The 20,329-nt window shown below is 64.1% G+C and carries 19 protein-coding genes; 7 read left to right on the top strand and 12 right to left on the bottom strand.

Features of this window, described 5'->3' with window-relative positions; all coding sequences use genetic code 11:
* Positions 1-297 precede the first annotated feature (297 nt).
* A complete protein-coding gene (locus JOD97_RS00120; RefSeq protein ID WP_209712627.1) occupies positions 298-1,371 on the top strand; it encodes a hypothetical protein in 1,074 nt (357 codons plus the stop codon).
* Positions 1,368-3,062 (top strand): single-stranded-DNA-specific exonuclease RecJ, encoded by a 1,695-nt coding sequence (gene recJ / locus JOD97_RS00115; protein WP_209712626.1) that lies wholly within the window; start codon positions 1,368-1,370, stop codon positions 3,060-3,062. Before JOD97_RS00120 ends, recJ begins: the two co-directional genes overlap by 4 nt.
* Here the strand turns inward: recJ and JOD97_RS00110 are convergent.
* Genes JOD97_RS00110 through JOD97_RS00075 form a run of 8 tightly spaced genes read right to left on the bottom strand, consistent with a single transcriptional unit; the run spans position 3,059 to position 10,490 of the window.
* Complete coding sequence (locus JOD97_RS00110; RefSeq protein ID WP_209712625.1) at positions 3,059-3,946, bottom strand: 2OG-Fe(II) oxygenase; 888 nt, start codon at positions 3,944-3,946, stop codon at positions 3,059-3,061. The genes recJ and JOD97_RS00110 overlap by 4 nt on opposite strands.
* Positions 3,947-3,982: 36 nt before the next feature.
* Positions 3,983-4,555 (bottom strand): adenylyl-sulfate kinase, encoded by a 573-nt coding sequence (cysC, locus tag JOD97_RS00105; RefSeq protein WP_209712624.1) that lies wholly within the window; start codon positions 4,553-4,555, stop codon positions 3,983-3,985.
* 12 nt (positions 4,556-4,567) lie between these two features.
* Positions 4,568-6,706 carry a peptidase domain-containing ABC transporter gene (locus JOD97_RS00100; protein ID WP_209712623.1) on the bottom strand — a complete coding sequence of 713 codons (2,139 nt, stop codon included), beginning with the start codon at positions 6,704-6,706 and terminating at the stop codon, positions 4,568-4,570.
* Between the two features lie 12 nt (positions 6,707-6,718).
* On the bottom strand, positions 6,719-7,474 hold the full coding sequence (locus JOD97_RS00095; RefSeq protein WP_209712622.1) for a DUF2118 domain-containing protein: 756 nt from the start codon (positions 7,472-7,474) through the stop codon (positions 6,719-6,721).
* A 3-nt stretch (positions 7,475-7,477) separates the two neighbouring features.
* Positions 7,478-8,287, bottom strand: coding sequence for a Fic family protein (locus tag JOD97_RS00090; RefSeq protein WP_209712621.1), 810 nt, complete (start codon positions 8,285-8,287; stop codon positions 7,478-7,480).
* Positions 8,284-9,015, bottom strand: coding sequence for a Stf0 family sulfotransferase (locus JOD97_RS00085; RefSeq protein WP_209712620.1), 732 nt, complete (start codon positions 9,013-9,015; stop codon positions 8,284-8,286). Before JOD97_RS00085 ends, JOD97_RS00090 begins: the two co-directional genes overlap by 4 nt.
* A gap of 20 nt (positions 9,016-9,035) precedes the next feature.
* Positions 9,036-9,686, bottom strand: a complete 651-nt coding sequence (locus JOD97_RS00080) for a hypothetical protein (RefSeq protein ID WP_209712619.1) — start codon at positions 9,684-9,686, stop codon at positions 9,036-9,038.
* Positions 9,687-9,698: 12 nt separating this feature from the next.
* Positions 9,699-10,490 carry a pesticin C-terminus-like muramidase gene (locus JOD97_RS00075; RefSeq protein WP_209712618.1) on the bottom strand — a complete coding sequence of 264 codons (792 nt, stop codon included), beginning with the start codon at positions 10,488-10,490 and terminating at the stop codon, positions 9,699-9,701.
* A 364-nt stretch (positions 10,491-10,854) separates the two neighbouring features.
* Between JOD97_RS00075 and JOD97_RS00070 the strand changes: the two genes are divergently transcribed.
* Genes JOD97_RS00070 through JOD97_RS00060 form a run of 3 tightly spaced genes read left to right on the top strand, consistent with a single transcriptional unit; the run spans position 10,855 to position 12,315 of the window.
* Complete coding sequence (locus JOD97_RS00070) at positions 10,855-11,292, top strand: antitoxin Xre/MbcA/ParS toxin-binding domain-containing protein (RefSeq protein ID WP_209712617.1); 438 nt, start codon at positions 10,855-10,857, stop codon at positions 11,290-11,292.
* A complete protein-coding gene (locus JOD97_RS00065; RefSeq protein ID WP_209712616.1) occupies positions 11,293-11,982 on the top strand; it encodes an RES family NAD+ phosphorylase in 690 nt (229 codons plus the stop codon).
* Between the two features lie 3 nt (positions 11,983-11,985).
* On the top strand, positions 11,986-12,315 hold the full coding sequence (locus tag JOD97_RS00060; RefSeq protein WP_209712615.1) for a DUF2288 domain-containing protein: 330 nt from the start codon (positions 11,986-11,988) through the stop codon (positions 12,313-12,315).
* Positions 12,316-12,319: 4 nt separating this feature from the next.
* Here JOD97_RS00060 and JOD97_RS00055 read toward each other — a convergent pair whose 3' ends face one another.
* Positions 12,320-14,167, bottom strand: a complete 1,848-nt coding sequence (locus JOD97_RS00055) for a carbohydrate-binding module family 20 domain-containing protein (protein ID WP_229264122.1) — start codon at positions 14,165-14,167, stop codon at positions 12,320-12,322.
* A gap of 277 nt (positions 14,168-14,444) precedes the next feature.
* Between JOD97_RS00055 and JOD97_RS00050 the strand changes: the two genes are divergently transcribed.
* Together JOD97_RS00050 and JOD97_RS00045 are read left to right on the top strand one after the other, a co-directional pair.
* The gene (locus JOD97_RS00050; protein WP_229264121.1) at positions 14,445-15,377 is read left to right on the top strand and encodes a family 43 glycosylhydrolase; all 933 of its coding nucleotides are present in this window, start codon (positions 14,445-14,447) and stop codon (positions 15,375-15,377) included.
* Entirely contained in the window at positions 15,377-16,099 is a 723-nt protein-coding gene (locus tag JOD97_RS00045; RefSeq protein WP_209712613.1) for a lipase secretion chaperone, read from the top strand. Before JOD97_RS00050 ends, JOD97_RS00045 begins: the two co-directional genes overlap by 1 nt.
* A gap of 65 nt (positions 16,100-16,164) precedes the next feature.
* Here the strand turns inward: JOD97_RS00045 and JOD97_RS00040 are convergent, their stop codons facing one another.
* From JOD97_RS00040 to JOD97_RS00030, 3 genes are read right to left on the bottom strand one after another with little or no spacing between them, the layout of a single operon-like run.
* Complete coding sequence (locus JOD97_RS00040; RefSeq protein WP_209712612.1) at positions 16,165-18,195, bottom strand: alpha/beta hydrolase domain-containing protein; 2,031 nt, start codon at positions 18,193-18,195, stop codon at positions 16,165-16,167.
* Between the two features lie 60 nt (positions 18,196-18,255).
* On the bottom strand, positions 18,256-19,329 hold the full coding sequence (locus JOD97_RS00035; protein ID WP_209712611.1) for a DUF4272 domain-containing protein: 1,074 nt from the start codon (positions 19,327-19,329) through the stop codon (positions 18,256-18,258).
* A 14-nt stretch (positions 19,330-19,343) separates the two neighbouring features.
* Entirely contained in the window at positions 19,344-20,183 is an 840-nt protein-coding gene (locus tag JOD97_RS00030; protein WP_209712610.1) for an aldo/keto reductase, read from the bottom strand.
* Positions 20,184-20,329 lie beyond the last annotated feature (146 nt).

Genomic DNA, 20,329 nt, shown 5'->3' with positions numbered 1-20,329 from the left:
GTTAAGCCTTCAGAATCTTTTTGGTGTTATGGGTCTGGAGGGCGGCCATCCACGCGGGTTGGGTGGTTGGTGGCGCCGACTCGGGGGAGGCCATCACGGTGTGAAGTGATGCCCGCATATCATCGAAGTTGCAGATAATACATATCAATTTTATTTTAGACAATTGATTTTTATCCATGAGTCTAATTTTATTTACAATATCCATTAGGAATGTTGTATTTTTTTCTTGACAACTTTCGGTCCACCTGAAATCGAAAGATTTTTTCGGCCTCCGCCGCAATGCCCTACAATCTCGGCATGACTGAAATCACCCTTGTTCTGCCGTACGCGCTTCCCCCGCCGGAAATGGCGCGCGATCTGATCCGCGCCCTGCAAACACCCGCCCTGGCGGCGCTGCTATCGCGCCACAGCGATGCGCGCACCACCAAATTCGACAACAACAGCCGCGTGCTGCCCCATGAGGCGTGGCTGAGCCACGCGCTGGGCCTGGCGCCGGCGCCCGACCATCCCGACACCGGCGCGCCGGTCGCCACCGCCGCCATGCGCGGTTGCGGCCCCGAACTGGCCGCCGCGGCGGCCGCCGGCCACTGGTTCATCGTCCAGCCGGCGAACATCCAGATCTCGCGTACGCATTCGCTGCTGTCGGACCCGCGCGCGCTGCAATTGACCGAGGCCGAATCGCGCAGCCTGTACGACATCGCCCGCCCCTACTTCGAGGAGCTGGGCAAGCCGCTGCTGTACGCGGCGCCGGGACTGTGGTTCGTCCGCGCCGACGACTGGTCCGGCCTGCGCACCGCGTCGCCGGACGCCGCCACCACCCAATACATCAGCGACTGGGTGCCGGAGGGCGAGCGCGCGCGCGACTACCGCAAGCTGCAAAACGAAATCCAGATGCTGTGGCACGAACACCCGGTCAACGAGGCGCGCCACGCGCGTGGTCTGCAACAGGTCAATTCGTTCTGGCTGTGGGGCGGCTCCGCGCTGGCCACCCCGCCGGCGGCGGTGCCGCTGTGGGTCGCCGCCGATGGCGCGCCGTCCTGGATGCAGGCGCTGGCCGCGCCCGAGCGGCGCGCGCCCGATGTCGCGCGCTTGCTCGCCGCTCCGGCCAACAACGCCACCGTCGTGCTGGCGGAACTGATTCCGCCGGCGCAAACCGGCGACTGGGCCGACTGGCTGGCACGCCTGCAGCGCCTGGAACTGGAGTGGTTCGCGCCGCTGCTGGCCGCGCTCAAGGAGGGCCGCGTCGGCCGCGTGACCTTGGTGATGAGCCACCGCCACGAGTGGATGACGGTATCGGGCTCCAAACTGGCGCAGCGCAAATTCTGGCGCAAGCAAAACCTGAACATTTTATTAAGCACCGTCCGCACATGACCCGTATCGCCACCCGCCCCTACCCCTACCGCGAATCCGAAATGCTGCGCCAGGGAGGCATCCACCCGGTGCTGGCGCGCCTGTACGCGGCGCGCGGCCTGACCGACATCAAGGATTTATCGAGCGAGCTGGCGGCGATGATCCCGCCATCGGGCCTGCTGCACATCGACGCCGCCGCCGTCTTCCTGGCCGACGCCATCGCCGCCGGCAAGCGCATGGTGATCGTCGCCGACTACGACTGCGACGGCGCCACCGCCTGCGCCGTGGCGCTGCGCGGCCTGCGCGCGATGGGCGCCAATATCGACTTCATCGTCCCCAACCGCTTCGAATACGGCTACGGCCTGACGCCGGAGATCGTCGAACTGACGGCGCGCGAAAAGCGGCCGGACATCATCATCACCGTCGACAACGGCATCGCCAGCATCGACGGCGTGGCCGAAGCCAACCGGCGCGGCATCGAGGTGGTGGTCACCGACCACCACCTGCCGGCCGACACGCTGCCGGCCGCGCGCGTGATCGTCAACCCGAACCAGCCCGAATGCGGCTTCCCGAGCAAGCATATCGCCGGCGTGGGCGTGGTGTTCTATGTGCTGCTGGCGTTGCGCGCCGAACTGCGCAAGCGCGGCGCGTACGAGGACAAACCGCAGCCGAAGCTGGACAACCTGCTCGACCTGGTGGCGCTGGGCACCGTCGCCGACGTGGTGCGGCTCGACCCCAACAACCGCATCCTGGTGGCGCAGGGGCTCAAGCGCATGCGCGCCGGCCGCATGCACGCCGGCGTGGCCGCGCTGTTCCGCGTCGCCGGGCGCGAGCCGCGCACCGCCAGCCCGTTCGACCTCGGTTTCGCGCTCGGACCGCGCCTGAACGCCGCCGGGCGGCTGGAGGACATGTCGCTCGGGATCGAATGCCTGATCACCGACGACGAGGGCCGCGCCTGGGAACTGGCGCAGCGGCTCAACGAGATCAACCTGAAACGGCGCGAGATCGAGGCCGAGATGCAGGACACCGCACTGCTGCACCTGGACGCCTACGAGCCGGCCAACAGTAGCACCATCTGCGTGTTCGACGAATCGTGGCACCAGGGCGTGATCGGCATCGTCGCCTCGCGCCTCAAGGAAAAGTTCTTCCGGCCGACGATCACCTTCGCGCCCGGCGCCGACGGCTGGATCAAGGGGTCGGGTCGCTCCATCCCGGGCTTCCACCTGCGCGACGCGCTCGACCTGGTCTACAAGAAGGCCCCCAGCCTGATCGACAAATTCGGCGGCCACGCGATGGCGGCCGGGCTGACCTTGCGCGCCGACGCCTTCGATGCCTTCGCCGCCGCCTTCGAGGAAGTCGGCCAGGCGTGGCTGAGCAAGCAGCAGCTCGAGCGCATCGTCGAAACCGACGGCCCGCTGGAGGATGCCTACTACACCACCGCCTTCATCGACCTGATGGCCGGCCAGGTGTGGGGACAGGGCTTCGCCCCGCCGGTGTTCTGCGACGAATTCCGCGTCGTCAGCCAGCGCATATTAAAAGAGCGCCACCTCAAACTGCTGCTGGAAAAGAACGGTTCGCGCTACGACGCCATCTGGTTCGGCCACGTCGACGCGCTGGGCGAGCGCGCCAAGGTCGCCTTCCGCCTCGACGCCAACGAATACAACGGCGTCACAAAAGTGCAATTGCTGGTGGAGCATGCCGAGGCGGTTTAAGCCTCCTCCGCGACCGGGTGCGCGTCGGACGTCGTCAACGCCCGGTGGCGTTGGCGGAACCATTTGGTGAGTATCCATTTCTCGCCTTCGCGCACCGGATCGCCTCCGTGCAAAGTGCCACTACGCTCGCTCGCGTCGGGGTAGCTGAAGAACAGCGCCGCGCCGCGCCGGGGCGCGATCTTGATGCCGAGATTGGCCATATACGTGGCCCCGCCCGAACGCGGCGAGCGTAAATACACGATCAAGGTCGCCAGCCGCTGGCCGGCAACCGACAAGGCATGGGTCTCGCTCACGGATTTATTGCTGAAGAAGTCGTAATGCGGAACGTATTTCCCGTCCTGGCGGTAGCGCTGGACTTGTAAGGTCTCGCCGCGCGCGCCGGCCCAGCCGGTCATGGTCGCGATGCGCCGCTCGATCGTGCCGACCAGCGGATGAGATTCCTCGTGGACAAAGGCGGTGTTCGCGTCCCGCACCGACGTCAGCAGGTTGCCCGACAAGGTCGTTTTGGACATCACCCGCGCAGTCCGCATGCGCGGCTCGGCGATTTCACACATCAACTCGCATTCTTCGGGGCTCATGAAGCCGTCCACCAGGACGATGCGCGGCGCCAGTTGCTCGAAGACGACCGTGGCGCGGGTATCGCCAAGATCGAGCGCATTGTCGGCGCCGACCGCGATATCCGGAAAATCGGCGCCCTCTTCGGCGGCGCGGTGGCGCAACAGCCCGTCATTTTCGGGTCGGCATAGCGCCGCGTCGACGATCCGATGCGCAATCGGCAGCGAGTAGCCGTAGGTGACCGCGATCGCGATCACGATCTGCGTATAGTTTTTGCCGGACGCGTGCAGCGCGCGCACCTTGCCGTTCAGTCGCTGTTGGTATTCCATCAGAATGGCCCCGTATGAAAGAGTGAGGTGCCGCCGTCAGCCCGCAAGCGCGGCAGCGTCGATGGCCATCGGCAGCGCGCCGCGCGCCCGCAGGAACGCGATCAGGCGGGCGGTCGATTCCTCCGCCGTCTCCACGGCGGTGTGCAGCACCAGATCCGCGTCGGTCGGCGCCTCGTAAGGCGACGTGATGCCGGTAAACAGCGGAATGCGGCCGGCGCGCGCCGCCCGGTACAGTCCTTTGACGTCACGCCGCTCGCACACCGCGAGCGGACAGGCGCAATACACTTCATGGAACTCGCCCGCGCCGAAGCGTTGGCGGACGCCGGCGCGGTCGCTGGAAAACGGCGAAATCAGCGCGGCGATCACGATCACGCCGGCGTCGACCAACATCCGCGCCGCCTCGCCGGCCCGACGTATGTTCTCCTGGCGATCGCTATCCGAAAAGCCCAGATCCGAACACAGGCCGGCGCGCAACTTGTCGCCGTCCAACACGTACGCGCGCAGACCCAGACCGGTCAAATACCGCTCCAGCGACGCCGCCACCGTCGACTTACCCGCGCCCGAGAGGCCGGTCAGCCAGACCACCGTTCCCATGTTCCGTGCTTTCATCGTCTCATCCTTTCATTTGACGGTCATTAATTCGGCGGCGCTGCGCGGCGATGGCGCGCCCGCAACGAAGGCGCCGCGAGCCACGTCGTAAATCCTGTCGGCGAACAGCGCGGCGCCGTGACGATGCGTCACCATGATGCGGATCATCTTCAACGCGGCGATGTTGCTCAGAACCTCGCTCTCGGCCTGCACGTCCAGATGGCAGGTGGCCTCGTCCAATATCAGAATTCTCGGACGGCGGTACAGCGCCCGCGCCAGGATGATTTTCTGGCGCTGGCCGGCGGACAGGTGGGATTCGATGCTGCCCAGCTGGGTGTTGTATCCCATCGGCGTCGCCAGGATATCGGCATGCACGCAGGCCAGTTTGGCGGCCGCTTCGATGTCCTCGTAGGCCGCGGTCTCGTCGAACATGGAGATATTGTCCGCGATGGTACCGGAAAACACACCGGCATCCTGCAACGCCACGCCCAGCAACTCGCGAAAACGCGACTTGCCCAGTTTGTCGAGGTCGACGCCGCCCAGCGCGATGTCGCCGCTGGTGGGCGACAGCACCCCGGTGAGCAGATTGATCAGGGTCGACTTGCCCGCGCCCGACGGCCCGACAATGGCCACGAATTCGCCGTCGCGGATCTCCATCGAGATGTTTTTGAGGATCCAGCGGTCGTTGGGGTTATAGCGGAAATGAACATTCTTCAACCGCAGGTCGTGATGGCCGGGATGGCCGACGTAGCCGCTGGTGAAATGCGCCTCGGGCTTGGCCTGCACGATGTCGGCCAGCCGTCCCTGCTGCAATTTGAGCATGCGCAACTGAAACAGGTATTCCATCAGATTGTGGGAGCGGCCGGAAAACTGCAGCGCCAGATAACTGGTGGACACCAGCGCGCCGACGGTGAACACGTGGCGGCCGACGAGCAGCGCGCCGACCGCGACGACGGTGATTTTTTCCAGCGAGGAAATCATCGACGAGGCGAAATTGACCCATATCTCGTACCGCTGCACGGCCATGTCGGCGCGCAGGCCGCTGACGCCGAGGTCGAGGTAGCGCGACAGCATCCGCGACTGGGCGTTGGCGGTGCGGATGGTGTGCACCAGGCGGATGCTTTCCACCACCCGGTTCTGCTGTTTGGCGTTGATCATCAGCGTTTTGGCGCTCAGTTCCGCCAGGCCCGGATAGGACGCCAGCTTGACCCCGATCCGCAGCAGCAGGCTGACCAGCACGATCCCGCCCAACACGCCGCTGTAGGCAAACAATATCGCCAGCGTGAGGATGCTGACCGTGCCGTCCAGGACCACTTCGACCAGGCGCGTGGACAGTATTTTCTGGATGCTGCCGATGGTGTTGAAGCGCGATATCACATCGCCCAGGCGGCGCCGCTCGAAAAACGTCGAGGGCAGCTGCAGCAGGTGGGCGAACACGTTTGACGTCGACGACAGGAACAGCCGTCCCTGGATCACGCTGATGATCCAGGTGCGCACGGCCCCCAGCACCAGGGCGCTGACGCTGAGCAGCGCCAGCGCGCCGGCCAGCGCCGCGATGAGCGACAGGTCCGATCCGGTGACCGACTGGTCGATGATGAACTGGCTGGCGATGGGTTGCGCCAGCGACAGCAACTCCAGCAGCACCGCCAGCGCCAACGAGCGTCCCAGCGTGCCATGGAAACCTTGCACCGCGGTGGCGAACTTGATCCAGTTGATCCTGGCGCCGCCGTCGGCCTCCTTGTGCACCGTGAAGTTGGATCGCACGCTCAATTCCAGCGCGATTCCGGTAAACAACGTTTGCAGCCCGGCCAACGGGACGAAGCTGCGCCCGAGCGCCGGATCGTGCACCCACGCCCCGTCCGCCGAAGTCCCGACCAGCACCACATAATGCCCCATCTTCCAATGCAGGATGCACGGCGTGCGCAGTTGCGGCAACTCGTCGACCTCCAGCTTGACGGCGCGCGCCATCATGCCGCTTTCCGCGCACAGGTTGACCACCGCCGACAGCTTGGTACCGAACACCGAGGCGGGAAAGCGCAGGCGCAGGCTGTCGAGCGACAACGACAGGCCCAGATGCTGCCCCACCATGGCGACGCACGCCAACGCGCACTCCGACTGGTCATGCTGGCGGATCACCGGCGGTCCGGCGCGCTTCCAAAACGAATAATTCATCGGCTTGTCCCGTTATCTGGCCGCGCCCGGCATCAGCATGCGTATCAGCGGCAGCCTGGTTTCATCGACGACGGCGGTGATCCCGGCGCCGTTTCTCAGATGCAGGGGCTGGCCGTCCGGCAGGATCTTGACGGCGATGTTGAGCACCTCCGGCTGGCCGCCGTGTCCCGGCGCCGTCCATTCACGGACGACTTCACCGGACAGCGCGCGCGCGTCGGCCTCGGCCGCCAACGGCAGCTTCTGATGGAGGCTGACGAAACGGCCGAGCTCGGGCGGCAGCTCGTAGCGCGCCACGTAATCGGGCGACAGCGGCTCGAGCGTGATGCGCGCGGCCGCCGCGCTGGCGTGGCCCTCGGCCCAGTCGATGCGGGCGACGGTGCCCGCCACCGGCGCGCGGGCGGTCGCCACCTCGCCGTCGCGATCCGTGACCACGGCGCCCAGCAAGGCGCCCTGCGCCACCTGCTGCCCCTCCACCACGCGCAGGACCAGGCGCGAATTGGCCGTGCCGGCCGCGCTCAGGCTGACCAGCAAAGGCTCGGCGGCGGGACGGATCACGCCGTGGAGGGCATGGTGCCGCGGCACGCGGACCAGGCAGGCCATCGCCACCAGGACGCCGATCAGCGCCAGCGCGGCGATGATGAGCAGGTCCACGCGGCGAAACGTCTGCCTTGCCAGGAATTGCTGCTGGAAACGCTGCGCGGCCTGCGCCGCCTGGATGCGGAACAGTTCGTCGCGAGCGGTGTTCAGCGTGGTGTCTATTTTGTCCATGATTCAGCGCGGGCGGGGCTGTTGCGCGGCGAATCGGCACACCGCGCCCGACAGCATCGCGATCAGCGGCAGCCATTTACCGTGGTAGTCGGCCTGCCGCAGGCGGATGATCAGCCCCATCTGCGACAGCGCCGAGAGCTCGTAGATCGGCAGGTAGAACGCGTTCGGGAACGCGCGGCGGATGACCAGGTTGTACAGCATGCGCGCCAGCCGCCCGTTTCCATCCGGCAGCGGATGCAGATTGCACAGGCTGGCATAGGCGACGATGGCGGCGAAGGCGGGATGGCGGTCCGCATGCGTGCGCAGGAAGGCGAGGATGCGGGACAGCTGTTCATCGATCACGCGGTAATCCGGGTAGACCACCATGGCGCCGGCCACATCGACGCCATTGTTGACCGGGTGCCGGCGGAAGGCGGCGGCGCCGCCGGCGTCGGCGCTGAGCCGGCATAGCAGGGCCTTGAAGCCGTCCAAGCCGTCGACCAACAAGGCCTGCGCCGTCCCGGCCGGCGCCCGCGCAAACAGTTCCCGCTCGACGATGCCGCGGCGGTCGTAGCTTCTGGGCCAGCGCCGCAGCATGGCATGGGCCGACAGTTCGTGCACCAGGCTTTGACTGTCGAGGCAACCGTAATTACCCGTGTTGGCCGGGTCCGTTTCCAGCCATTGCAGGATGGCTGCGTCCTGCGATGGCGACGCGCCGGCGTAGGCCGACTCCATCGCCCGCGTGGCCGCCCGGCTGGTGGCGCAGAGCTGCGCCACGTCCGGCAAGGTCATCGGCTTTAATTGCTTGACCGTCAGCGCCGCCGCCTGCGTCATGGCTGGCGGTCCTGCAGATAGCGGCGGGTCCAGGCGGCGCTGGTTTCGTCGGCCTGCCGGCTCAGATTGGGAATATCCAGGTATTTTCCCGGATCGATGGCCTGCCCGGTCCATTCGCAGATCCTGGCCTTGACCGCGTCCGGGTTCTCCAGGAAATCTTCATAGACGACGGGCAGCACCGTGGTCTCCGTTAATTGAAACACCTTCTCCCAGAAGCGCTCCTGGCGATGGATGCTGCGCTCGCTCATGCGCACATGCGCCGGATCGTACTCGGGCGCGACCTTGGTCGCCGTGCCGGCGAACCAGGACTTGCTCTTGATCGCCCTGGAATAGGAAATGGCCTGCGCCACCTTGTCGCGCCGCGTCAGATAGACCACCTTGTCCGGCGCGAAGCGCTTGAGCATGGCGGGCGATTGGCGTCCATGGTCCAGGTACATATTCATGAACATCTTGTAGCTGAAGACGCCGTTGCCGCCGGTGCGCAAGCGCTGCACCTGCCGCCAGTATTCCACCGGGTCTTCGATGCCCGGCAACCGCTCGCGCATGACCTTGGCCAGTCCGAAATTCGCGTATTCCAGCGGCGCGCCCAGCAGCCCCGTCTTCCACAATTCGATACAGAAGTAGGTGCTTCCGGCGCGCGGCAGCGTGGCGATCATCAGCTCCAGGCGCGGAGCGGTCGATGCTGCGAAATCGTATTCTTTCGAGAACAGCGAATTAACTATGTGCATGCATCAACCTTTTGAGGTATTTATTGATTGTGAACTTTTCTGATTTCGACGTGGATCGCCTGGACCAGGTTGCTGTCGGTGATCTGCGCCTGCTTTTTCACCTTCTCGTTGTGGCGGCGCGCATCGGCACGCACCCATTTCGTCACCTCCTTGCGTTCGGCCGCTTCCAGCCGCTCGCCGTCGTGCACGAAAAAGGTCAGCGTGGTCGCGCGTGGGCAGGTGGTCGCTTTCCTGGTTTGCGGATCCATGCGCTTCTTGCCGCCGCAACTGCGATGCAAAATGGCCAGCGCGCGCACGGTTGAGCGATCGGCGTCGGTCAGCACCAGCGCCTTTTCCCGGATCGATTCCGGATCGGCGCCGACAAACAGCTTATGCCCGCTTTCCAGATCGATTTCCGGTTCCGGGATGCCGTGGAAGGCATAGGCGAACTGTGTGCCGACCAGCTCGCTGTTGGCTTCCTCGCGGGGCAGCGAAATATAAAAAGCGCTATCGTGGCCGAAGAACTGCTGGGCGGCCGACAGCAGGTGGTCCCGTGTGCCGTCGACCGTCCAGTCACGCACGTAGGTGGCCTGGGTTACCGGTTCCGTCGCCGGGGCCGTCTGGGCGGTCGCGGGAGCGGACGCCACGATCAGTGCGGCCGTGGCCAGGCTGGCAAAACTAACTTTTTTCATTTGGATTTTCCTTTAGTTGCATTTGCCGGAAGCCGCGCCGGGCAGCAAGCCCCCGTTCACGGCCTGTTGCAGCAGATCCGCCAATTCCGATTTACGGGGCGAGGTGTTGCCGGGACCGCTCCAGTTCCGCAACTCGTTGATCGCCGCATCCCACTGGCCGCTGGTGATATCGCTCCAGAAGTTCGGATACTTGGCCAGGTTGGGCGTCTGATACCCCAGGTCCATGATGGCCGTCTGCGCCGCCGCGGGCAGCTGGGTGAATGGAATGCCGAATCCGGAGGCGGTGGAGGCCGCGTTATAGGAGGCGGTGACATGCTGATAGATCTCGGAGTACGCCTTGTTGTACATCAGCGCCAGATCGGCGTCCGGCACCACGGGCGAGCCGTACTTGCTTAGCAAGCCGGGCACATCCGCCGGAGCGGCGCCGGCAAACGGCGCCAGCACCTTTTGCGAGGCATCTGAAATATTGGCGTTGGCCAGCCATGTGGCGTCCTTCGATTGCAGGTCGATTCCATTGCCAATCGTCAGGCCCGATTTGCTGGTGGGCTGCACACCGTGATTGGTATAGCCTTCGTCGGTCTTGATCTTGTTCTGGTCGACACGATCCTGTGCCGCCTGGGCGGTTTCGCACTGCTCCGGTGGTGGTGGCGGCGGCGGTTCAGGGACCGCTGGCGGCGGCCCCCACGGTGGAATCGTGATCGGTGGAGGGGATGGCGGGGTCGGCGCATGGCCGGTGACGGGGATGGAAACAATCCCCGTGGTATCACCGGTACCCACAATCAACTCCAATTCTTCCAGATTCAAATCTCGCAATTTTTCCTCCCTGTCGGCGTCGCGGCGCGTCCGCTGACCCGCCGAAGGGCATACTATCGAGCTGAACTTATCGCAATTCTCTCAAATTCTCACACCCCCTCTTGTTTTTTGCATCATAGTGTATCGCTTGTAAATTGCTGCAACACCATCAAATATAATTCCGCTTATTCCGTTAATTTCATATCTTATATCGCTACGTGTCTAGTATTGAAAATATAGTTTTCTTTCGTGCATACATTACGGATTGGTAAGGATGTCCGGGTCGAACGCGCTCGGATGGGAGCGGCCCGCGATTCACTCCCCGATTGCTATTCATCCGAAAAAGGAGTATAAGTACTCCATTACCGGAGGATCTATGAATCTGACCTATGCTTACCCTCGCAGCCGCTTCGAGCCGACCGTCTTGGTGGACCTGAATGCCAAGGCCGAGCGCGAGCGGTTGTCCAAGTCGGCCCTCAAAGGCTTTTTCAAGCTCGTCGGCACGTGGCACGTGCGCGACGAGGACGCCCGCCAGCTATTGGGCGGGCTATCGAGCAGCGCCTTATACGAATGGAAAAAGAACCCGGAACGCACGCTGGAGGTGGACTGCATCACCCGCATCTCCTACCTGCTGGGCATCTACAAGGCGCTGCACATCATCTACGGCGACAAACTCGCCGACGAATGGGTCAACCTGCCCAACAACAACCAGATTTTTGAAGGCCGCACGCCGCTGGCGTACATGCTGGGCGGCGGCCTGCTGGCGATGCAAACCGTGCGTCAGTTATTAGATGCGCGCCGCGGAGGACTGTAAGTGCCGGTCAGCCTGATTCCACCCCTTACCACGCTGCGCCAGTTCGACACTTGCCGTTTGCTGCCTTCCCGGTTCGCCGACGTGGAGGATTCCGTGCTGTCGCCGCTGGCCGACAGCGACGACATGCTGCGCGACCTGTTCGACCTTGACAACGCCACCAACGCGCGCCTGCGCACGCAGAACGGCGGCTCGGCCGGCATCAACGTCGACGAACTGGTGTTCGGCGTGCCGAACTTCCGCATCGTCAACGCCGCCTTCACCTACGCCCATCCGCAAGGCAGCCGCTTTAACGACAGCCGCCGTGGCGCGTGGTACTGCGCCTTCGACGCCGAGACCGCGCTGGCCGAAGTGAGCTTCCACAAGGCGGTGGAATACGCCGAGATCAACCGCTTCGACGACAGCGTGCAGTATCAATGCATGCTGGCCGACTTCACCGCCACCTTCCACGATCTGCGCGGCCAGCCGCGCTACGACAGCTGCCTGTCGCCGGACAGCTATATCGACTCGCAGATACTGGCCGAACGCCTGCTCGACGGCGGCTCGCTGGGCATCATCTACCCGAGCGTGCGGCGCCCGGGCGGCACCAACCTGGCCTGCTTCCGTCCCGCGCTGGTGGGCAACGTGCGCAAAGGCGCGGCCTATCGGCTGACGTGGCAAGGCAGCCCCGAACCGACCATCGAGATTATCTAGATTATGCAAACCAAACCTGAGAACGACACCGAACTGCGCCTCAAAGTCAACCGCGAAACCGCGCGCCTGCCGTGGACCGAACTGCTCAAGCATTTCGCCGCCGGCAACGTGGTGTGGATCGCCAACTCGCTCGATCTGGTCGATGTCGCCGTGCGCATCTCGCACGACGACAAGGCCAACATCAGCCAGTGGATGAACGCCGGCCTGCTCGCCCGGGTCAGCGACGAGCAGGCGCAGGCCTGGCTGGAAGCCAACGCCGACCTGTGGGCGGTCGTCGTCAGCCCGTTCGTCCTGGTACAGCAGGAAAAAGCGGTTCCAGCCAGCGTGCACTAAGCGCTTAGAACTTGAAGCTGCCCGCGTCCAGGGTCAGCGAACCGCCGCACGCCGGCGTGGTCGCCTCGCGGTTGCCGCTGGCGGTGGACTGGTTACTCTCCCACACGGTGCTCACGCCGTACTTCATGAACTTGTACTGGATCGCCGTGGCCGGCGGCAGCTGGAAGGTGCGCGACCACGGCACGTTGGCGCCGCTGCCTTCGATGGTCAGCTGGTTGCTGGCGCCCTGCACCCAATTGCCCAACTCCGCGCGGTTGCCGACCACGTAGACGTTCTGCCCGACCACCGTGTTCGCATTCGCCACGCGGAAGGTCACCGGCACCGTGGTGCACGTGCCGCCGCCACCGCCACCGCCCACCTTTTGATTGATGTGCAGCGCCACCGCCGGCACGACCGAACCGCCATTGCCGGGAATGCTCACGCTGATCACGCCATTGGTGCCGACGGTCACGCTGTCGCTGGTGCAGGCGGTACCGGCGGCGTTCAGCAGCCCGTGCACGACGTTGCAGTAAGTCCCGGCGGGCAGCTGCGTCTGCAGCGACGCGTTCCACGCCGCGCTGTCGTTATTGATGGCGACATAGCCTTTGGCGCCACGGCCAAAGGCGATCTGGTTGCCGCTGCCGTTGGTGAAGTTGTCGACGCCCTGGCCCGACGTCACCGAGCGGAAGGCGACCATGTTCGAGATGTCGCTCCAGCGGTGGATGAAGTCCCACTGCTGGTTGATCAGCGGCGCGCCGTTGGCGTCGAACGGGCTGGCGCTCGGCGGCCCCTGATCGTAGCTGGTGAAGCGGAAGCCCGAATGCAGCTGCGCCGCCCCGTATGGCCACGCCAGCATGAAGATATTGGCCAGGTCGTAGCGCTTGGTGCCTTGCGTGTCGTTGGTGCCGCCGGAGACGTAATTACTGGCCACCAGCGAGCTGCCATTGCGCTCCGTATCCCAGTTGTTGACGAAGACCGTCGCCTTCTCGCTCGGCACAAAGCCCCAGGTGCCGCCCCAGTTGCCCGGCGTGCCCATGATGGTGCGGATCTGCGACAGGCTGGCGCCATTCTCGTTGCGGAAGACGGCCTTGATCGCGTACGTGTACTGGAACTCGTTCAGCGTACCGCTCGGGAAGTAGCTCGATCGGACCACATTGCTGTCCGGGATGACCTCCTGCGTGACCCACAGCGGCTCGCCGGACGTGGTGGTCTGCGTCACGCCGCTCATGATGGCCTGGATATCGGACGGCTGCATATGCTTGGCCGCGTCGAAGCGCAGACCGTCCACGCCCATCGCCACCAACTTGTTCAGATAGGTCTTCACCTGGCCTTGCACGTACGCGCCCTCGGTCTTCAGGTCCGGCAGGCCGCTCAGGCGGCAGAACATCACATTGTTGCGGTTACCCGGCGAGCCGTAGTCGCCGCTGGCGATGTCGCACGCCGGATGAAAATCGCTGCCGCTGAAGAAGGGATACGTCAGCGAGGTCGAATTCCATGTCGAACCGTCGGTGGCGGTGCCGGCGCCCGCCGCCAGATGGTTCACCACCACGTCCGCGTAGATGCGCACCTTGGCCGCGTGGCAGGTGTTGACCATGGCCTGGAACTCCGCCTCGGTACCCATATTACTCTTGAGCGAATTGAAGTTGACCGGCTGGTAGACATCCCACCAGGTGCCAAGGCTGGCGGCCGCCGTCGGCGGCGACACCTGCACCGCGCCATACCCCTGCGGACCTAGCCAGTTGGTGCATTCCTTGGCGATGTCGTTCCACTTCCAGCGGAACATCTGTACCGAGGTATCGGGCGCGTTCAGCGCGGCATGCGCGGGCACGGCCATCAGGGCGCTCAACAAACCTGCCGCGCAAAGGGATTTCATCAGACTGCGTTGTGTCGAATTGATCATCATGTGTCCTTATCGTTATGTTTAGGGAAATGCTGTCTCCCATGCAAAATGTAGCAGAACTACAGTAAACATCAACTGGAATTTGAACTTTTTTATTCTTACGCGGCTTGATACTGTAAGACGACTACAAATATATATGTAGTCGGGATACAGATTGGAATATCAACCATGTGAAAAAAGTCATTAGACGGCGGGCCGCCGCTGGCACAGCATGGGACGGCAGTACACACCTATAAAAACCGGAGACAACATGAATAAATTCACCCACCTGAAAAAGTGGGCGGCGCTCGGCTGCCTGGCGCTGGCCTCGTCCTTCAACGCCGGCGCCGCCACCTGGACGCTCACCGGCTCGGTCGTCACGCACGATCCGAGCATCTACAAGGAGGGCAATACCTGGTGGATCACCGAGACCAGCGACACCGGCATCGGCGTCAAATTCTCGCCGGACGGCCGCGCGTGGACGCAAGGCGTCAGCATCTTCGGTGGTGGCCTGTCGTGGTGGGGCCAGTACAACGGCAACACCAAAACCGTCTGGGCACCGGATATCCACGTCTGGAACGGCAAGGCGATCATGTATTACGCCGTGTCGAGCTTCGGCAACCAGAAATCGGCGATCGGCCTGGCCACCGCCACCAGCATCGCCAAGGGCGACTGGGCCGACAAGGGCACGGTCATCACGTCGGCGCCCGGCGATAATTTCAATGCGATCGATCCCAACTTCGTCGTCGACAAAGCCGGCCAGCCGTGGCTTAGCTATGGCTCCTTCTGGGACGGCATCTTCCTCACCCGTGTCGACGCCAACACGCTCAAGCCCATCGGCACGAAATACCGCCTGGCCGACGACAGCACCGGCATCGAAAACCCGTTCATCATCGCCAACGGCTCTTACTACTACCTGTTCGTCTCGAAAGGCTCGTGCTGCGCCGGCGCAAACAGCACTTATCACATCTCCTACGGCCGCTCCACCAGCATCACCGGGCCTTACCTGGACAAGAATGGCGTCGACATGCGCAACGGCGGCGGCACCGTGCTCGATTCGGGCGGCTCGCGCTTCATCGCCCCCGGCGGCGAATCGATCAGCAATGGCGCGATGGTTCGCCACCGCCTCGACAGCCAAGCCAACTACAACGGCGTGCTGTTCATCAGCGACCTGTTCTTTACCAACGGCTGGCCGACGTTCTGATGGCATACGCGGCGGACAACAAGCGCTGGCCGGTGATGCTGTCGGCTGCGGCCGGCGGCATCCTCGGCGCGACAGCGCTGTTCTGGGGACGGTCATCGGGCGACGAGCCGACGGCCGTCTCCCCGCCGCCGCAGGCGATGGCGGCGCCCGTGGCGGCGGACTCCGCGCCGCCACGGCGCACGTCAATGGCGGATGGCCGCGCCAACGGCGTCGATCAGTCGTCGGAGATAGCGCTGACCGACAACCAGGAACTGATCGCCGACAGCGCACTACGCAAGGTGATGGATTCGTATTTGCTTGGAGCTGGCGACAGGGGCGGTCTCCAGGCGCTGCTGGACTATCTGAATCGGCACCTGCCCGCCAACGCGGCGCGCGAGGCCGGAAGGCTGGCGACCAGCTACCACGCATATTTGAGCGCCCATGACGAGCTGCTGGCGGCACAAAACTTCGGTGCCATGCCGGACCTCCATCGCCTGATCGGCTGGCAGCGGCAACGGCAGCAACTGCGCGACCGCATGCTGGGCGAGAAGGTCTCGCAGGAATGGTTCGGTACCGAGGAAGCCTATCTCACGCAAGCGCTGGAAGAATTGGATCAGCGCCGCGACGGCACGGCGCGCGTCGACGAAGACCAGGCAAAACATGACCAGCACATGCGGCAAGTGCTGCAAGATGCAGTGGTTCCACTGCGACCAAAAACCACGGAAACACGTAGGGCGGATTAGCGAAGCGTAATCCGCCAATGCATGCGTCTCGAGGGCGCATGCATTGGCGGATTACGGCGTTCCGCCTAATCCGCCCTACGTGGATACAAGTAAGAGCAGTCCTGATCAGCAGGATCACGCGCCAAGATCCGGTCATACAGGCCAACGTTATCGGCCAGCGTGCGCGCCACGTCCTCAGGCAGCAGCAATCCCGCCGCCACCTGCCGCTCCGCCGCGGTCCGGACAGCGGCGACAAAATCATCGCGCGTCGGATAGCGCACCTCAAGACTAGGCCGCGGATCGCCCGCCGCGAGGCGCTCCACCTCCGTCCGCGCAAACGGCACGAAGCTGCCATCGAAACGCGACGTCGCCCATGCGAACCCCGTCTCCGGCGCGCGCAGATTCCAGCCCGTATGCGTACCCAGCGGCGCCTGCAACTCGACCAAGCGTACACCACCCCTGTCATTACCGTCGGCGTCCGGCGTCGGCACGCGGGTCTCAAAATCATCGCCACGCTTGACGGGAACACCATTGCCGATCAACCTCGGCTCGCGCAGATTCTGCGCCGGCGGCGTCAGCCCCAATCCTTTCGGGAAGATCGCGCGATAATCCGCCACCGTCGTCAACGAACCATCGGCCAGCTGCGGATAGGCGCTGGCCGGCGGCTGCTTGCCGTCGACCACCCACTGCTCCAACCCCACGATCAACGCCCGCATCGGCAAATAGTGATTGCTGGTGGATACACAAGCGGTGAACGGAGCGCGCACGCGCGAGCGGCCGACATAGTGCTGCGCGCCCATGAATCCATACACCCGGGCGTTGTCCGCCGGCGCCACGTCACGCGCGCCATCGGGCGTGGTGGTGATCAGCGACGCGCCGCGGTTCCAATACTCGGTCGACGTATTCGCGTAGATCAGCTTGGGCAAATTACCCTGCCTGTCACGCGCCAAATCGAGCGTGGATGCCGTTTTGCCGCTCACCGGATCACGGGACGGCGCGGTGGTGAACGGGAACGCGTCCGCCGGATACTCATGCTCTTCCATCATCGATGGATGACGCGTCGGCTGTACGAAGCGGCTATTGAAGCCCGCCGACCCACCCGCCCCAGGCACTTGCAGGTAGGCGCCGCCAAACGCCAGGCGCCCGGATTCGTCCACATTCAAGCCGTCGTGCAGCATGCGGCCGATCACGCGGCCGGACTGGCTGATGCCAAACATCAGCACCGCCTTCGGCACCGGCGCGCCCGCAAACGGCGTATCGCGGAAGTAGGCCAGCAGATCGCGTATGCCCGCCAACCCGGCGCCGGTGACGTAGGGATCCTTCGCCACATAGGTCAGCTCATAGATCGTATCGGGCTGGAAGCCGCCATCCAGCTGCACGCGGCCAGGGCCGCCCTTCCGCTCCGGCGCGACGAAATGCCAACTGCTGCGCGGGATAACCTTACGCTGGTCGGCCGGCCGGGCGCGCCCGGTCAACTGCGCGTGAGGGTCGTCCGGCTTGGCCGGCTCATAAGTCAGGCCGCGCTGGCCGGCGTAGACAGCGACATCCACCGGCGCGTTGACCGTGAATTCATTCTGTACCTTGCCCTTGATACCCCGGGCCACCGGCGGCGCGAACACCAGCGGCCGCGCACCGGGCGCCTGGGGCGCCACGTCCCACGTCCAGGCGGAGAACAGCAGCGAAAAACCATGGCGCATGAGGAAGCCATCGCCCGCATCGGCTGCGGTGGTGGGATCGTTGTTGACGGGACTCCTGCCATTGACCTGCCCCATGATCGCGATGCCGCCACGGTTGTTGACGTCATAGATCAAACTGGAGGGCTGCGCGCCGGTTGGGCGCAACAGTATGAACTCGCTGGAAAAGACCACCCGGCCGCGCGCGTCGCGTGGCGCGTGCTTCAAATCGGCGATGACGGCGTTGGCCCTGAGCCGGGGATCGAGCGCGTAGTAGGCGACGCCACGTATCTTTTCATACGTGCCGGCGTCGCCAAAACTCATGCCCGCGGCGAAAGGCGTGCGTTCGATTACCTCGATACGTTCGACGGCGGCCCGCGCGGGCACGCTGGGAACCGCCACGGCGGTGGTGGCCAGCAGTGCAAGCCAGCGTTTGTTGATCATCCCGGGCCTCATCCGTTTGAAAAACGTTCATGCTAGCAGACGTGGGCACTTTTTAAACCATCATGTCGGTGTATCGACATCATCCCAGTCGCGGTCCTCGAAGCGCACCAGCCAGTTCAGGGCATGGTGGCGCTCCTGCAGCACGCCGTCGTTCAAGCCCGCAGGCGCCGGATACTTCTTCAGCAACGCCTGGCGCGTGGCCCAATGCAGCCGATAGTGCAGGTCCAGCGCGTCCAGCAGCTCACCGGCGGAACGCATCGCGGGCTGCTTGCGCAAACCTTCGGTTCCCCGCTCGATGGCGGTACGCGAGATCGTCGACACGTCACAGATCGCATCCGGGAACGGCAAGGCATCCTGCAGGCCCAACGCCCACTGCAGCACCAAGATAGCCTCGTAACGCCACAGGAATTGCGTGATTTCCTGCTGCGTGGGAGCTTCCTGCGCCAGAAACGCACGTTCCGCATCGGACAAGCCGGCAAACGCGGGTGGAAACCGTTGTTGAAGATCGGCGGCGGTGATAGGCGTATCGCCCGTCAGCGACTCCGCGCGTATCGCCACCACGAACAAGGCCAGCATCCTTCTGAGAACATCCTCCGGCGCGCGCAAACGCAGTTCCGGCTCGGAGACTAAGGGTGGCAGATCCGCCGGCACCGCGACCTTGCGGGCGGCGAGCAGTTCGTCGGTGCGCGCCTTGCGCTGCCAGGCCTGAGGCGGGTACGGAATCACGGCCTGCGGATCGCCATCGTCCCCGGCGGCGGGCAAGAGTATGCGTCCCTGAGGATCGCGCACGCTGCCATCGACCATGAACACGACCGCGTTGGCCGTCCGCGCCCATTCGGAGAAGCCGTCCATCGCGCCCTCCTCCACGGCCAGGCTGACATGCTGGCGCACGCGTTGGAGATGGCGGATCACGTGGTATCGCACACGCGTCATGCTGCCTTGGCCGGCGTCGGCCAGATGGTTCATGAAGCCATTGAGATGCGGCTGCAATTCCGGATCGGACAGGTCGCGACGTACATTCAACACGTGCGGGAAGCCGGACATGGGAGCGTCGGCCACCGTGCAATAGGCGTTGAGCAGGATGTGTTTACTGAGGTCTTTTGGCGAGAACAGTTGTTTCAGTCGGTTTAGCATAAATGATTCGTCGTTTAACGCATATCCAGCGCGCGGCGGCGGCGCGGCGGTGGAAACGCTCGGTCCAGCGCCGCCAGGTCTTCCGCGGAGAGGCGGATATCGGCGGCGGCGCGATTAGCGCGCAAGTGTACAGGATCGACGGCCTTGGGGATGGCGATCACGCCCTCCTGATGCAGCACCCACGCCAACGCGATCTGCGCAGGGGTGACGCCATGCGCCTCGGCGACGGCACGCAAGCCGGGATTGCCGAGCAGCGCAGCCTGTTCGCGACCGGTCGATTCGAGCGGCGAGTAGGCCATCACCGGCATGCCCTGTTGGCGGCACCACGGCAGCAGGTCGAACTCGATCCCTCGCTTCATCAGGTTATACAGCACCTGGTCGGTCGCCACGGCGCCGCAATCGGCGGCGTCCTGCATGCCCTCCAGATCGAAGTTACTGACGCCGTACTCCTTGATCTTACCGGCCTTCTTCAGCGCCTCGAAGGCGTCGAAGGTCTCGTCGAGGGCGAAGCAACCGGGCCAATGGAGCAAATAGAGATCGATGCAATCGACCTTCAGACGCTTGAGGCTGCGCTCGCAGGCCGCTTGCGTGCCTTCCAGGTTGGCGTTGTGCGGATAGACTTTGGTGACCAGGTAGACTTCGGACCGGCGGCCGGCGATCGCCTCGCCGACAACCAGCTCCGCGCCACCCTCACCATACATTTCGGCGGTGTCGATCAGGGACATGCCCAAATCGAGGCCCATCTGCAGCGCGCGGACCTCATGTTGCTTGCGGGTTGGGTCCTCGCCCATGGCCCAAGTGCCTTGTCCGAGTGCGGGCAGAGCACGGTCGGGTGGAAAATTCACCGTTTTCATTTGTGGCCTCCTGCGGCATGCGTGGAAAACCATAGTGTATCTGGACTCATGCCCTTTCTTAAATGCCGGAGGACGAGCAATCGGCCCCGCAGACGAACTGATGAGAACAGTTCAACGCCCGGAATCTGCACCTTGCGCTGCCTTGA

Source organism: Duganella sp. 1411, assembly GCF_017833525.1.
Classification (GTDB): Bacteria; Pseudomonadota; Gammaproteobacteria; order Burkholderiales; family Burkholderiaceae_D; genus Rugamonas.
This window is presented reverse-complemented; position numbering and strand designations above follow the sequence as displayed.

Excerpts from the sequence above, each read along its gene's own strand:
- JOD97_RS00040 (WP_209712612.1), bottom strand. The coding sequence starts at position 18,195 with ATGATCAACAAACGCTGGCTTGCACTGCTGGCCACCACCGCCGTGGCG.
- JOD97_RS00045 (WP_209712613.1), top strand. The coding sequence starts at position 15,377 with ATGGCATACGCGGCGGACAACAAGCGCTGGCCGGTGATGCTGTCGGCT.
- JOD97_RS00085 (WP_209712620.1), bottom strand. The coding sequence starts at position 9,015 with ATGCACATAGTTAATTCGCTGTTCTCGAAAGAATACGATTTCGCAGCA.
- JOD97_RS00100 (WP_209712623.1), bottom strand. The coding sequence starts at position 6,706 with ATGAATTATTCGTTTTGGAAGCGCGCCGGACCGCCGGTGATCCGCCAG.
- cysC (WP_209712624.1), bottom strand. The coding sequence starts at position 4,555 with ATGAAAGCACGGAACATGGGAACGGTGGTCTGGCTGACCGGCCTCTCG.
- JOD97_RS00120 (WP_209712627.1), top strand. The coding sequence starts at position 298 with ATGACTGAAATCACCCTTGTTCTGCCGTACGCGCTTCCCCCGCCGGAA.
- JOD97_RS00035 (WP_209712611.1), bottom strand. The coding sequence starts at position 19,329 with ATGCTAAACCGACTGAAACAACTGTTCTCGCCAAAAGACCTCAGTAAA.
- JOD97_RS00090 (WP_209712621.1), bottom strand. The coding sequence starts at position 8,287 with ATGACGCAGGCGGCGGCGCTGACGGTCAAGCAATTAAAGCCGATGACC.
- recJ (WP_209712626.1), top strand. The coding sequence starts at position 1,368 with ATGACCCGTATCGCCACCCGCCCCTACCCCTACCGCGAATCCGAAATG.
- JOD97_RS00070 (WP_209712617.1), top strand. The coding sequence starts at position 10,855 with ATGAATCTGACCTATGCTTACCCTCGCAGCCGCTTCGAGCCGACCGTC.
- JOD97_RS00060 (WP_209712615.1), top strand. The coding sequence starts at position 11,986 with ATGCAAACCAAACCTGAGAACGACACCGAACTGCGCCTCAAAGTCAAC.
- JOD97_RS00055 (WP_229264122.1), bottom strand. The coding sequence starts at position 14,167 with ATGAAATCCCTTTGCGCGGCAGGTTTGTTGAGCGCCCTGATGGCCGTG.
- JOD97_RS00095 (WP_209712622.1), bottom strand. The coding sequence starts at position 7,474 with ATGGACAAAATAGACACCACGCTGAACACCGCTCGCGACGAACTGTTC.
- JOD97_RS00080 (WP_209712619.1), bottom strand. The coding sequence starts at position 9,686 with ATGAAAAAAGTTAGTTTTGCCAGCCTGGCCACGGCCGCACTGATCGTG.
- JOD97_RS00050 (WP_229264121.1), top strand. The coding sequence starts at position 14,445 with ATGAATAAATTCACCCACCTGAAAAAGTGGGCGGCGCTCGGCTGCCTG.
- JOD97_RS00110 (WP_209712625.1), bottom strand. The coding sequence starts at position 3,946 with ATGGAATACCAACAGCGACTGAACGGCAAGGTGCGCGCGCTGCACGCG.
- JOD97_RS00030 (WP_209712610.1), bottom strand. The coding sequence starts at position 20,183 with ATGAAAACGGTGAATTTTCCACCCGACCGTGCTCTGCCCGCACTCGGA.